Genomic DNA, 12,622 nt, shown 5'->3' with positions numbered 1-12,622 from the left:
ACCTAGTTCTCTTTTATGATAAATTCTCATTGATTAATATACCACTACACCATGCCAAAAAAGATTTTTAAAAACTTACAAATTGATAATCGAATATCTTTTGTAACTTTGCTATTGTCCGCAACGTCGGGTTCGCTTTTCTCGGATTCTCCAATTGTTGATATTGCTGATATGAAATATTCAGCTTATCGGCTATTTCGCTTTGAGTTTTTTCTCCTCGTCTTTTACGCAGCATAAGAGCAAATGCAATGTTCGGTTCAACTTCTACAGCATATTCCGAACGAAATACAGGCAGCGGCATCGATATTCCCCGTGAGGTCTCACTTTCCGAGACTCCATTTAATGCTTCTGCAGCCATCTCCAAGGCTCCTTTTTCAGTATTCCCAAATAAACACTTCCGGTAAGTCAGGAAAATGATAGACATTATCTTCCTGTTTTAATGTGCAATAGTACGTCATATTTCTCCCTTTTATTCTATCAAGAACCCACCCATGTTGTTTTAAGTGTTTCATAATTTCCTTGCCTATCATATCTTGATGATACAATATATAACCTGTGTCATCAAGTGACTGATGGAGCATATCGAATACGACACGGATGTATAGCACCTGAGAGGGGATATCCGCCTCCGCCCGTGCCGCTGAACAGTCGATTGATGGCATTTCCTCCGTTAGTATATAACGAAAGTAACATCGAAAGGGCAGATCACTATTCCTCTTGCAATACGAGATATGCTTGGGTTAAAAAGCGGCGATAAAGTCCTTTTTGAAGAAAGCAAAGGAAAAGTGTATATTGCAAATGCTTCTCAAATAACTTTGTCAAATATTCAAACTCAAATGCGAGGAGAGGCAGAAAAAGAAGGCTTTCAAACGGAAGATGATGTTGTTGCATACATCAAAGAATTAAGGAAAACACGTTGAGAGTTTTCGTAGATACCAATATCATTATTTCTGCGATACTTTTTCCCAATGCTAAAGTTGCTAAGGTTTTCTCTCATGTAATTGAAAAGCGCATTGTTTTACATCGGTGCAGGAAGTTGCAATTATAGAATATAAGCAATTGGGAACCTCTAAAAACATCAAACCTACCGCTTGTTCTATAAATCAGTTTTTTAGAGGTTTCCCTTAGGTCTGGTTATTACCACTGCGGAATTGTTACTTGTAAAGGCTGCTTAGGGGTTGTTACGCTTCCATTCTGCCCACTGTGCTTCACCTTTATCCAGGGTGATTATTTCGCCGATACAGTGATTTTTGCTCAGGCTATTACTGCTATAATTAAAGAAATATGGATTATCGCGAAGCGGATTATTTGGATCAGGTTCCGGCTCTGCATAGATATCTACCCCGTTTTGATACCGTATACCGTACGTGAACACTCTATTGGGTACATCGTTATTATCAACAACGTATATAGCAATAATATTATCATCTTCATCAAAGGCAGCGCCCCACAGCGTTATAGCGTGTTGGGTATTGTCCTGAGCCCCATATCTATTCAGCCCAACAGCTTTTTTAGAATTAAGTGCGGTTTTAAGCGTATTCTCAAACTCCTTTTTTGTACGAATAGTCACCCATTCGATAGGTGTGTTGCTTTGATTAAATACGTCTTTAAATAATGCCGGAGAGTAGCCTTTGTTTCTTAGCAGTTCAAAGTCATCTAATCCGAAGAGATACCACTGCAGCCCTCTAGCAGGACTCCCTCCTGAATTCTTACACTTCTCTCGAAAGAGATTCGCTATGGAGCTTTTTTGATCTTCTTCATCATCTGCAAGCCCGCGTTTGTAATAGGGTTTATACATATTTACAGCATCGCCTGTTATACCGTTCTTTTCTATGTACTTTTCTATATTGTCTTTATTTTGCACAAACCACCAATGCAGCATATTGGCATCAGTTTTAGCCCAACATTGATTACCATCGGGACGAGGACCGTGATACCCCCCGGAGGGAACAAACGTATGGGTAATTTTTCGTGTGTTAAAAAATGTGGTACCCGCTGTTTCGTCCCAAGTAAAGACGTACGGCATCTGGTGATAGGTTCCCGTACCACCAATTTCAATCTGTCTTTTTTCTGCATCTTGAGGCGGCGTTATTCCATGTACCCATTTTATCGTTACAACCGGGTGCTCATTCCTTTTTTGGATGATTTTTACTTGCAGATCCTTACCCGCAGCTTTAACATATTTATGTGTACTCGTATCTTTAAATTTGATATATGCATCCCTGTACCACACGGCTTTATTTTTCTTAAGGTGCAAGTGTACCGTATCTGTGCTTGCATCTGTATTGTCTTTACGAACAGAGGTCACCCATTCTTTTCCGCCGCCAACAACTTCAGGGGTATACGCAAGCTTACCGTTGGTCGTTTTTACCGTAAAGGAGACATCTCCTTCATCACTTTCACACAAGACGGACAGTGTTTCTATGTTAGGCGGTGTTTCTATGCTAATTGAAGAACCGGCAGGTTTTCGTATCATCTTAAAACGAACTTCTCTTTTAACAAAAGGATTATCATCGGCGATTATAGTTACCGTTGCTTCCCCTTCGCCGTCAGCTCTTATCCAACCTTTATGTATATCCTCCACCCATGCTACTCTGAAATTAGATGTATCGAATTTAAGCTTTCTATTCTCAGCTTCCTCAGGCATTGCTTTTGCATCGAACTTATACATTTCGTTGAGAAACATCTCAATCGGTTCTGCGGGAAGCGGCGGATTGAACTCAATAGAAGTAACACGGACTATAGCTTTTGTAACGGTTAGCGTCACTTGTTTTGATACAGCCGGATTATCCACTGCTGTTATGGTAATATTTACAGTTCCTTCATTATGTGTAGTAATCAACCCTTCGTCATTTACAGACGCAATCATTTCATCATCTGAACTATAGGTAAGATTTTTATTCGTTGCGTTTTCGGGCACAACATACGCGCCGATTTGACGGGTACCTCTATTCTCTACAGAAATAGCAGTTTTACCGGAGCGAAGAGCAATGCCCGTAACAGGGATGGTCGTGGGATAATTGTTATTACATGCTGAAAAGAACAGAACAGTCAGGGTAGAAAGAAAAATGATTGAAAATTTCTTCACAAGTAGACTCCATAATAAAAAAATGCGGGATTCACTGATGCAACGCATCAGGGAACTTTATATTTTGATTGCGCTATATATACAAATTAATCGAATATTCGTCAAGTGCATATAAAATTTTTAATGTAGTTGACCGCACTTCTGCTCTTGTATGGTGTTAAAAAAAACTGCTATAGTATCGGTATGACACTTTATGAATATTATATGGTATTCCCCGATGGCGATATACAGGAAATTTTTGGTACTTTAACGGTCGGTTCACTGTACGATATGAACGGGAACCGGTTAATGCCGCCACTCCCGACAAATAAGATGATTGTGTATCAGGTATGCGGAAAACGTACCCGCGAAGAAAGAGGTATTGTGGCAACCTATTACGCACTGGAACAGTTGGATGCTGCTGAATTACGTGCATACGTCTAACGAATGATCAACACCTATAATGAAACGCACCTGCACCGTACCCTAAAAGACTTGTATAGCAGTGATAGTGCCGTACAAGAAACCTCGTTGAAAGGCTTCATCTGTGATATTTACGACGATGGAGAGATAATAGAAATACAAACCTCCAAGCTTTCCGCGTTGCGGATTAAATTGGAAAAACTTTTACCGCTGTATCCTATCCAAATTGTGTATCCAATCATCCAAAATGCCTATATTCTGACACTTAACGAAGACGGCTCTAAACGCAGCTGCCGTAAAAGCCCAAAACACGGCACTTTCTATCAGATTTTTAGGGAACTGTTAGGGATCGTTCACTGTCTCGATAATCCGAATCTTACGATACGGATTTTGTATATCGATTGCGAAGTTATCAAAATAGATGATAAGAAGGGGCGAAGCAGATATAAAAGGCCACGTATTATCGATAAAAAGTTGTTAAAGATACATCGGGAGGAGGAGTTTCACGGTATCGATAGCTTGACTGCTCGGTTTATGACAAAGCTGCCCGATGTATTTATCAGTACCGATATAAGGAAATTAGGCACCGGAGTCTATGCATCATATATCTTATCATTTTTAAAAAAATGTCAAAAAATAGCCTTTTATACAAAGGCAGGGCGCTATCATGTGTATAAAAAAACCGGTACCGAATAGGTACCGGTTTCCAATCGATTAATACAAGTTAAAGCAGTGGTTTACCAGCTATCTTTCATATCGTCATCGTCGCGCAGATCAACTTCATAAAGGTCGGTAACGGCACGAAGATCATCAAAGTAGATGTAGTAATTTCCATACGCTTCCCACGGGTTACACTCAATACGGAAGCCTACAATCTTTAGACCCATACTGGTGCCGTAGTGATAATCCTTTTGTACAATTCCCGTTCCTGCTGCATTCTGTGGGGGAACCGCAACGGTCATCAATTTCCATCCTGCATGATTCAGTTTTCCTACATAGAGTTCAAAGCGCTGTCCCATATAGTCTTCAAGGATGAGCTTTAAAACATGCGGATAACTTCTTCCGACAACCCAAACGCTGACGGTTTTAGTAATACCTTCGACCGGAATCGGTTTGACGGCACGGACTTCAAAGCTGTTATAACCACGGCGGTAGAAGGACACCTTTGTACCGTAAACTTTGCTGTCAGGGAGATTCAGGTTTTCCTCGTCCGGAATTGCTTTCTTTTGTTTGGGAGCACCGTCAAACAAACGGCCTTGAATAACGCCTTCGTCCGAAGACATGGAGCAAACCCAAGAACCTTCATTTTCAAATTTATCGACTGACACTTCCTTTAAGCGCTGCTCTGCAGATTCAACGCCGATACGGGAAGGATCTACTTGATCCAAGGATGATGCATCGCGGGTATTCTCCTGGGCAAATGCAAACAACGATAATGCTGATAATAATGCTGCTACGGTAAAATATTTTTTTGTCATTATTTTCCGCCCTCCTTATTAGAATCGGCATCATCAAACTTGGCGTTCTCTAACTCAAAGCCGTCATAAGAAGCAGTACGAGTATTTGTTAATGCCTTGAATTCATCAAAGAAAACATAAAAGTCATCAACGTTCTCCGTAGGCTGAGTGCGGATTCTAAATGCGACAAAGCTCATATATTTAAGCTGTGATAAATAGCGCGACCGCTGCTGAATATTTGTGGGAACGGTAACCGCTAAATTTCTCCATCCATGGTAATTTAATGTTCCGACCGGTAATGTATGTATCCGTCCATTGCAATCGCGTACCAGAATTTCAAGATCATACGCATAGCCTGCGCCCCAGACCCAAAGATCAAATCTTTGGACAACCCCTTTTAAGGGGATTTCATAAGGAGCGGCATTATCGCCTGAGCTTTTTGTCGGATAGAGATCGACCCAGTTATCGCCTTGGCGGTTAAATTTAAACTGCATTCCTAAAAATTTGTATTCTTTATCGGAATCGGATTGCATAACCCGCAGAGCGTTCGGCATTCCGTCAAAATACTTTAAAATAGGATAACCTTCGGTGATAAACTTGCTTCCAATAGCATTCCATGTTATCTCTGATGATTCAGGGGAGTCAAAAGTCTCCACCATGTACGTTTGATAATTAACACCGCTATCCTGCGCTGCCAATGGAGTACAAACGACTGCAAACATCAGAACAAAGACCGTAATAACAACGCCTTGTTTCATTCACAACTCCTTTTATTTCCGCCGATATTCTAAGAAATCATACCCATTATAGTCTGAAAAGAAAACTTTGTCAAATAATTCAGTAATCCCCAAACCTAACAGAGCATCAATTCCGCAGCGGATGAAGAACTCTGTCTACAGTATCGGCGGACTAAGTAAAATATACAAGGGTTAGACGCTTTTTTTATATTTTTTATCTGACTGTTTAGCCGGCATTTCCCTGTCGGTATATTATAAAGTGCAGTACCGTGCCGATTAAAGCGATACCCGTTAAAATAGAACCGTAGATTATTTGAGTTCCTTTAAAATAATAAAACCCCAGTGCAAAAGTACCTAGTATAAGGATTCCTATAAATAGAAGAAAGACGAGGGCGCAGGCGATAGCATAATAGAAAGTAACATCGGCACAAAAACGTAAGAGTGCATCCAGAATAAAAAGGGCACTTACATACAGAATAATGCTAAGTACAATGGGCGTGATGCGAAGATGTGTGCTTGCAAGGAACAATTGCTGATATATTTTTACGGTAAATAGGCCAAACAACGCTGCAGGGGTCACCGAAGCATTAAAACCGGAAAAGATCAGGGCGATCAATAATACAATGCAGAAAGGAATAAAGGTATCCACAAAAAAGAAATAAAAGAAATAACTTCCTAACGAACCGATATAGTGATCCGTTTTTGCAGAAAAAAAAGACACAACCAGTGAGAACAGTGTTGTCGCTGCAATACCGACAAAGAACATAAAGATATGCTTATTTTTTTCCTCTAATTGAAAGGAGTAAGAGAAAAAAACAAGCGGAATACAAAATAACAGTAAGACAGCCATATTTAGCTAGGATACCATAAAATGGTACGATAGACAACGCTTATTTTGCACATTACAATCTATCGAGATAGTACTGTAGAACAGAAGAGCATTCAAACCTTTCTATCATATTCGATTTGAATGGCCTCCCGTTCATTTTCTCAGTAATACAATGTTGCACCGCAAATCCTCTTACGGATGGCGTGCAGCCACTCCTTTTTCGATCAGTGATATCAGTTGATCTTCATACCAATCTTGGGAATAGGGTGCATGCTGGCGGACAATCGGTCGAATCTTTGCTTCGATGGCGTCCTTGCAGGCTTCGCAAATATCATATTCGCGGATATGCCAATAGGTTCTTCCGGCTATAGGATTAACCAATTCTTTTTTGCAAATGTCGCAATGTAAAGTTTTCATAACGATGCTCTCCTAATAATAAAGCTTGTATGCAAAAGCATACCGTATATTTGTTTTTTTGTCGAGTCAACCATTACAATATGGTATCATTGATATTATTTAGCCATTTCGTACACGCCGGTACAACGGAAGCAATGCAGCCGTCTTTAAAGGGGTTCTTTAAATTTGCCAGTTCCACAAGACGGAGGAATGAGTCGCGGCCGCCTGCTTTACAGAGGCGAAGGTAATCTTCCCATGCCGTTTTGCGGTCGGAAAGGCTTTTTGCCCAGAATTGCAATGCGCATACTTGCGCAAGTGTGTAATCGATATAATAAAACGGCGTACTGAAGATATGGCCTTGGCGCATCCAATAACCGCCGCGGTTTAAGAAATCGTTATCACTGTAATCCCGTTCAGGTAGGTACTTTTTTTCGATGCTGCGCCATGCGGCCTTTCGTTCTGCGGGACTTGCTTCGGGATGTTCATATACCCAGTGCTGGAACTCGTCTACCGTAACGCCGTAGGGTAAAAACAGGAGCGCTCCGGACAGATGAGTAAAGCGGAATTTATCGGTTTGCTCTTCAAAAAACAAATTCATCCACGGCCATGTAAAGAATTCCATACTCATCGAGTGAATTTCGCACGCTTCGTAGGTCGGCCATACATATTCCAAAAGGCGGGCGTTACGGCTCTGATAGGCTTGGAATGCGTGCCCTGCTTCATGGGTCATCACCTCCACATCATGCTGCGTATTATTAAAGTTGGCAAAAATAAACGGCGCCTTGTAATCGGGAATTGTGGTACAATAACCGCCTGCTGCTTTTCCTTTTTTTGCAAGCACATCGAGTAGGTTATGCGAAGTCATAAAGGTAAAAAATTCATCGGTTTCGGGGGAAAGTTCCGCATACATCTTTTTAGCATTCGCCAAAATCCAATCCGGATTACCGTGGGGAATCGCATTGCCGGTGGTATATTCAAGCGGTTCATCATAGTAGTACAGCTGTTTCAATCCCAAGCGCTTTGCCTGCCGTTTACGTAAATCAACGGCTATCGGTACAATTTCACGGTAGATTTGGTTCCGATAGGCAGCAACCATCTCGGCATTGTAGTCGGTCCTGCCCATCCGGTCATATCCGAGCTGCACGAAGTTTTTATACCCGAGTTTTTTTGCGATACGGGTACGCACTTTGACTAAATTATCGTAGATGGAATCGAATTCTGCCTCATTTTCTGCAAAAAAACCGTAATAGGCCTGTGCTGCTTTTTCCCGTGTTGCACGGTCTTGATCTTGCATAAAAGGAGTCAGCTGCGCGAGCGTGCGTTTTTCTCCTGCAAATTCGATTTCTGCCGAAGCGATCAGTTTGTCGTAGCTGCTGGTAAGTTTGTTTTCTTCCGCTAAATCTTCCATAATAGAGGGTGAAAACACCTTCATATCAAGTTCGGTCATTGCAAAGATATGAGAGCCGAGTTCTTTTTCCAGCTCTTTACGGAACGATGAGGCAAGCAGTTTTTTATTAAAGCTATTGGTCATTTCGATATAAAACGGGTTTGATTCATCAAAAAACGTATTTTCGGTATCGTAAAAACCGTCTCGGGTGTCGATACTGTGCCGTATTTCCGCAAGGGTCTGCATGGTTTGATAATGGGATTTGAGTTTTTGCACTTCGTCGATAAGAGCAATCTGCTCTGCTGCCGAATGTGCCGCCTCAAATTGCCGTTCCGCTTTTTTAAATGCCGTTTTTAATGCCTCCATGTTGGGTCGCGTGTAGGGAAGGTCGGTGAATTGTTTCATTTCCGGTGTATTCATTAGAGACTCCTTGCTCCTTATAAAATTATGCTGAGCGATTATAACACAAGGAGCATGTTTAGGACAGTGCCGGTATCTCACCAATTGAGGAGACACCCCTGCGGTATGGATAGTATTATTCCGGTTTTTGTGCTACTATCGCTGCATGATCGGATTCTTTCTCAAAAAAAATTTTTTTGACGGGTGGGACAATTTTCTTCTGCTCGCTCTTTTCAATATTGCGGTTATACTGATTGTTTTTTTATTTTTCGGCTTGGCATACCTGCTGTCATCAATATTCGTGTTGTCTGTATTGTGCTTGTTTGTTTGTATCATATTGATAGGCATACTGCTTTTAACCGTCTCTAATTTGATGTCCCATATTGCCGATTATAAATCATTTTCATTTAAAGAAATCGGTGGGGAAATCAGACGCACATGGCGGCATGGTGCTCTGTTTGCACTAATCGAAAGTTTTTGTTGGATCGTTGCCGAAGTCGCTGTCCCCTATTATTTTTCGTTTCAAAATTTTCTCGGCCTTTTTCTCGGTGTTACTGTTGTATGGATTTTTGCGGTTATACAGCTGTCGCTTTTATGGTTTTTTCCGATACGGAGCCGGTTGGAATCGAATTTTTGTAAATGCCTTAAAAAGTGCTTTATCGTTTTTTTTGATAATACAGGATTTACACTTTTTATGCTGCTGTACAGCGCTGTCCTCATCATAATAACCCCATTCTTAGCTTTTTTGGCACCGGGTTTTTCGGGACTCTTGCTTGCATGGAATAATGCCTTCAGACTGAGAATGTATAAATACGATTGGATGGAGCAGCATCCCGAAATACCGATTCAAACTGCGCGGAAACACATACCGTGGGATGAGTTACTGGCGGAAGATCGGGAAACGGTCGGTAGCCGATCTATTCGCAATCTTATTTTTCCGTGGAAAGACTGATGGCTGCATTCATGATATTTGACAGTATCTATAGGGCATCTGCAAAAACTGAAATTTTTGCGGAAGCTATCCAAAAACTTTAGTTTTCGGGTAGTTCCCATCTCTTTGCTTTTTTGATAGTTTTGATAATCAACATACCCCGACGCAAGCGTCGGGGTACAGTGCTCAACGTTTCGCACTGTATGTTCTATAAGGTGGTTGCAGTCGGCTTTAATACCCTTTGTTACGACGCAAAGCGTCGGGGTATTAAACCCTCCGCACGAATAAGGAGTCTATGATGAGTATTCATATCGGAGCAAAACAAGGGGAAATCGCCGAACGGATTTTACTGCCGGGCGACCCGCTGCGAGCAAAATTTGTTGCCGAAAATTTTTTAGAAAATGCGCGCTGTTACAATGAAGTCCGCGGTATGTACGGGTTTACCGGCACGTATAAAGGTGTAAAGGTTTCCGTGCAGGGAACCGGCATGGGACAGCCTTCTATTTCCATCTATGTGAACGAGCTTTTCCGTGAATACGGCGTGCAAAAAGCTATCCGTATCGGTACTGCGGGAGCCTTGCAAAAAGAGATTCCGCTTCGTTCGTTGATTATCGGGATGAGCGCTGCGACCAATTCAGGTTCAAATACGCTCCGTTTCCGCGGAACTCAGTTCGCCCCGACAGCGGACTGGAAACTCTTAAAGCATGCCTATGATGCGGCTGTCCGCTTAGGGTATAACCCCTTGGTTGGCCCTATCGCTTCGTCTGATGTGTTCTATGACGAGCTTGAAACGTGGAAACTCTGGTCGCGGTACGGTCTTTTGGCGATTGAAATGGAAGCCGCCGAGCTTTATACCCTTGCCGCACAGTACAAACGGCAGGCGCTCGCACTGCTTACCATATCCGATAATATGGTTACCAATGAGGAAACTACGGCGGAAGAGCGTCAGACATCGTTCACTGCAATGATGCAAACTGCACTTGAGGCAATTATCGCCGAATAAATATAAATCGAAAGAGAACGGGGATGTCTCAAAAGTCGGTTACTTTTTCGATAACCCCTTCCCTACTTTTTTTGCAAAATTGTAAGCCATTTTGCTGTTGGTGACGCATATATATGGTATGAATATCATCAACAACAAAACGCCTGATGGCGAAATCCCCTATCTTTTTGAACCGGAGACGGCGCTGCCCGATACGGAAAGCTGTCCCGTGATTTTTGAATCGGATAATCCCGAATACAGCTTGGAAAAAACAGCCGATGCCGTTTCTATCTGCGCACAGACCGTATTCGGGATTCCGACGTTATACCCATGGCAGCGACTCGTAATTGCCAATATCCTCGATGCCGTACACGCTGCCGAAGCGGCCGAAGCTGCCACATCGTCGGCCGGTATTACGGCGTCGCACACCGAACCGCAATATGGACAATATGCCACAGAGCCGGCTGGAATTTCTACAGCGCCGGTCGGAACCGGGCTACCGCAAGCAGAGGATTGCTTTTTGTCCGGTACGGGGGAACCTTTAAGCGAGCTTTATGACGAGGACGGCGTGTTGCGGGGCAGGCAGATTGTCTTGTTGCCGACCGGCGCGGGAAAATCGCTGTGTTTTCAGGTACCGGCGCTGCTGTTGGATAAACCGACACTCATTATCTATCCGCTTTTAGCCTTGATGAGCGACCAGATGCGCCGGATGTGTGAAGGCAATCTTGAACCGGTGTTGTTCCGCGGCGGCCAAAGCGGACAGGAACGAGCCGCGCAGTATGCCCGCCTCGAAGGTACGGACGGAAAACCTCCTGCAAAACTCATCATTGCCAATCCCGAAATTCTGATGCAAAAAGAAGTGTTAAACCGTATTGCAAAGCGCGGCATTGCCCACCTTGCCATAGACGAGGCGCACTGCGTCAGTGAGTGGGGAGACAGCTTTCGGCCGGCCTATCAAACGCTCAAGCAGGTTATCGAAACGCTAAAACCTCCTGCCGTTACCGCTTTTACCGCAACAGCAGGCAACGATGTATTAAAGCGTATCGGCGAAGTTCTCTTTGACGGCCGGGCGCATCTGGTACGTGGAGAATCGGATCGTACCAATATTGCCTATTACGTACGACAATGCCGTGTAAAGGCGCCTGCCCTCCTGCAAGAGGTTATGCAGCGACAGCGGCCGATGGTTATTTTCTGTGCGACCCGGAACGGTACGGAACAAACCGCTGCGTTTTTACGGTATACGCTGCGGGATCGGGCAATTCGGTTTTATCATGCAGGCTTACAACGGAATGAAAAGGATGAGGTGGAGCAATGGTTTCATCAGCACGATAGCGCGATACTGGTAACGACCTGTGCATGGGGCATGGGCGTCGATAAAAAGAACGTACGTACTGTGATCCACCTAAATGCGCCGCCCACGGCCGAAGCTTATGTACAGGAAGCAGGAAGGGGTGGACGGGATGGAAGCCCCGCGCAAGCCGTGTTGCTGTGGAGCCCCGAAGACAAAGCGAGGATTGTGTTGTTGCCCGAAAAACAGCGGAAGCGGGCTGAAATACTCGTCAATTTTGCCGAAAGCGGCCGTTGCCGGCGCGAGGTTCTGCTCGAAGCACTTGGAGAAGTGCGGGCCGTTCCGCTTCATGTAGGGGATGAAAGTATCGCCTGTTCCGGATGCGATATCTGTAACGGAACCGCGTTGCTGTATCCGCAAGACGAGCGGGAACTAATCAAATTTGTGACAGCCAATAAACGGAAATTCACCGTTCCGCAACTTATTCGGATATTGCATGAAAACCTTCCGTTTTGGCGCGCCGGCGACATTAGCAGTCTTATTTCTCAGCTTATCCATGAACAGAAAATTCGACCGGCTAATGCATTCTTCTGGAAAGGAGCACTTACATAGAGCAACCGCATTAGGCTGCTTTTTCATATCCGCTACGAACGGCAATGATACTAATCAGTAGGAGTTTTCCGTTAGCCTTTTGAAAAGAGATGGTTGGTTGTATTTTTGTTACGT

The 12,622-nt window shown here is 43.4% G+C and carries 14 protein-coding genes; 6 read left to right on the top strand and 8 right to left on the bottom strand.

The annotated features are described in order from the left end of the window. Window positions 1-67: 67 nt before the first annotated feature. Entirely contained in the window at window positions 68-358 is a 291-nt protein-coding gene (locus E4N69_RS04390; RefSeq protein WP_253824631.1) for a helix-turn-helix transcriptional regulator, read from the bottom strand. A 16-nt stretch (window positions 359-374) separates the two neighbouring features. Further along, complete coding sequence (locus tag E4N69_RS04385; RefSeq protein ID WP_253824630.1) at window positions 375-662, bottom strand: hypothetical protein; 288 nt, start codon at window positions 660-662, stop codon at window positions 375-377. 15 nt (window positions 663-677) lie between these two features. Here E4N69_RS04385 and E4N69_RS04380 point away from each other — a divergent pair, with 15 nt between their 5' ends. Further along, window positions 678-920 (top strand): AbrB/MazE/SpoVT family DNA-binding domain-containing protein, encoded by a 243-nt coding sequence (locus E4N69_RS04380; protein WP_315443146.1) that lies wholly within the window; start codon window positions 678-680, stop codon window positions 918-920. A 251-nt stretch (window positions 921-1,171) separates the two neighbouring features. On the opposite strand, the gene E4N69_RS04375 is transcribed toward E4N69_RS04380, so the two are convergent. Continuing rightward, complete coding sequence (locus tag E4N69_RS04375; RefSeq protein WP_253824628.1) at window positions 1,172-3,088, bottom strand: IdeS/Mac family cysteine endopeptidase; 1,917 nt, start codon at window positions 3,086-3,088, stop codon at window positions 1,172-1,174. Between the two features lie 183 nt (window positions 3,089-3,271). On the opposite strand from E4N69_RS04375, the gene E4N69_RS04370 reads away from it, so the two are divergent. Together E4N69_RS04370 and E4N69_RS04365 are read left to right on the top strand one after the other, a co-directional pair. Continuing rightward, window positions 3,272-3,511, top strand: a complete 240-nt coding sequence (locus E4N69_RS04370) for a hypothetical protein (protein WP_162662931.1) — start codon at window positions 3,272-3,274, stop codon at window positions 3,509-3,511. 3 nt (window positions 3,512-3,514) lie between these two features. Beyond that, on the top strand, window positions 3,515-4,186 hold the full coding sequence (locus E4N69_RS04365; RefSeq protein ID WP_162662929.1) for a DUF8091 domain-containing protein: 672 nt from the start codon (window positions 3,515-3,517) through the stop codon (window positions 4,184-4,186). Window positions 4,187-4,227: 41 nt separating this feature from the next. Here the strand turns inward: E4N69_RS04365 and E4N69_RS04360 are convergent, their stop codons facing one another. The 5 genes from E4N69_RS04360 to E4N69_RS04340 all read right to left on the bottom strand — a co-directional run bounded on the left by E4N69_RS04360 (window position 4,228) and on the right by E4N69_RS04340 (window position 8,716). Then, complete coding sequence (locus E4N69_RS04360) at window positions 4,228-4,968, bottom strand: flagellar filament outer layer protein FlaA (RefSeq protein WP_162662927.1); 741 nt, start codon at window positions 4,966-4,968, stop codon at window positions 4,228-4,230. Continuing rightward, on the bottom strand, window positions 4,968-5,705 hold the full coding sequence (locus E4N69_RS04355; RefSeq protein ID WP_162662925.1) for a flagellar filament outer layer protein FlaA: 738 nt from the start codon (window positions 5,703-5,705) through the stop codon (window positions 4,968-4,970). Before E4N69_RS04355 ends, E4N69_RS04360 begins: the two co-directional genes overlap by 1 nt. Before the next feature lie 205 nt (window positions 5,706-5,910). Continuing rightward, on the bottom strand, window positions 5,911-6,534 hold the full coding sequence (locus tag E4N69_RS04350; protein WP_253715308.1) for a hypothetical protein: 624 nt from the start codon (window positions 6,532-6,534) through the stop codon (window positions 5,911-5,913). Between the two features lie 171 nt (window positions 6,535-6,705). After that, window positions 6,706-6,930: a hypothetical protein gene (locus E4N69_RS04345; protein WP_162662921.1), complete on the bottom strand. Its 225-nt coding sequence runs from the start codon at window positions 6,928-6,930 to the stop codon at window positions 6,706-6,708. Between the two features lie 73 nt (window positions 6,931-7,003). After that, window positions 7,004-8,716 (bottom strand): M3 family oligoendopeptidase, encoded by a 1,713-nt coding sequence (locus E4N69_RS04340; RefSeq protein ID WP_253824627.1) that lies wholly within the window; start codon window positions 8,714-8,716, stop codon window positions 7,004-7,006. A gap of 145 nt (window positions 8,717-8,861) precedes the next feature. Between E4N69_RS04340 and E4N69_RS04335 the strand changes: the two genes are divergently transcribed. The 3 genes from E4N69_RS04335 to E4N69_RS04325 all read left to right on the top strand — a co-directional run bounded on the left by E4N69_RS04335 (window position 8,862) and on the right by E4N69_RS04325 (window position 12,508). Then, on the top strand, window positions 8,862-9,647 hold the full coding sequence (locus E4N69_RS04335; protein ID WP_162662918.1) for a hypothetical protein: 786 nt from the start codon (window positions 8,862-8,864) through the stop codon (window positions 9,645-9,647). A gap of 277 nt (window positions 9,648-9,924) precedes the next feature. Further along, window positions 9,925-10,629 carry a purine-nucleoside phosphorylase gene (deoD, locus tag E4N69_RS04330; RefSeq protein ID WP_253715731.1) on the top strand — a complete coding sequence of 235 codons (705 nt, stop codon included), beginning with the start codon at window positions 9,925-9,927 and terminating at the stop codon, window positions 10,627-10,629. Between the two features lie 118 nt (window positions 10,630-10,747). Then, complete coding sequence (locus tag E4N69_RS04325) at window positions 10,748-12,508, top strand: RecQ family ATP-dependent DNA helicase (RefSeq protein WP_253824626.1); 1,761 nt, start codon at window positions 10,748-10,750, stop codon at window positions 12,506-12,508. The last annotated feature ends 114 nt before the right edge of the window (window positions 12,509-12,622 follow it).

Origin of the sequence: Treponema sp. OMZ 906, from assembly GCF_024181185.1 — a bacterium.
In the GTDB taxonomy this organism is placed as follows: domain Bacteria; phylum Spirochaetota; class Spirochaetia; order Treponematales; family Treponemataceae; genus Treponema.
This window is presented reverse-complemented; position numbering and strand designations above follow the sequence as displayed.

What these genes read in the sequence shown, in the direction of transcription:
- E4N69_RS04390 (WP_253824631.1), bottom strand. Translation starts at nt 358, where the DNA reads ATGGCTGCAGAAGCATTAAATGGAGTCTCGGAAAGTGAGACCTCACGG.
- E4N69_RS04385 (WP_253824630.1), bottom strand. Translation starts at nt 662, where the DNA reads ATGCCATCAATCGACTGTTCAGCGGCACGGGCGGAGGCGGATATCCCC.
- E4N69_RS04370 (WP_162662931.1), top strand. Translation starts at nt 3,272, where the DNA reads ATGACACTTTATGAATATTATATGGTATTCCCCGATGGCGATATACAG.
- E4N69_RS04365 (WP_162662929.1), top strand. Translation starts at nt 3,515, where the DNA reads ATGATCAACACCTATAATGAAACGCACCTGCACCGTACCCTAAAAGAC.
- E4N69_RS04360 (WP_162662927.1), bottom strand. Translation starts at nt 4,968, where the DNA reads ATGACAAAAAAATATTTTACCGTAGCAGCATTATTATCAGCATTATCG.
- E4N69_RS04355 (WP_162662925.1), bottom strand. Translation starts at nt 5,705, where the DNA reads ATGAAACAAGGCGTTGTTATTACGGTCTTTGTTCTGATGTTTGCAGTC.
- E4N69_RS04350 (WP_253715308.1), bottom strand. Translation starts at nt 6,534, where the DNA reads ATGGCTGTCTTACTGTTATTTTGTATTCCGCTTGTTTTTTTCTCTTAC.
- E4N69_RS04345 (WP_162662921.1), bottom strand. Translation starts at nt 6,930, where the DNA reads ATGAAAACTTTACATTGCGACATTTGCAAAAAAGAATTGGTTAATCCT.
- E4N69_RS04340 (WP_253824627.1), bottom strand. Translation starts at nt 8,716, where the DNA reads ATGAATACACCGGAAATGAAACAATTCACCGACCTTCCCTACACGCGA.
- E4N69_RS04335 (WP_162662918.1), top strand. Translation starts at nt 8,862, where the DNA reads ATGATCGGATTCTTTCTCAAAAAAAATTTTTTTGACGGGTGGGACAAT.
- deoD (WP_253715731.1), top strand. Translation starts at nt 9,925, where the DNA reads ATGAGTATTCATATCGGAGCAAAACAAGGGGAAATCGCCGAACGGATT.
- E4N69_RS04325 (WP_253824626.1), top strand. Translation starts at nt 10,748, where the DNA reads ATGAATATCATCAACAACAAAACGCCTGATGGCGAAATCCCCTATCTT.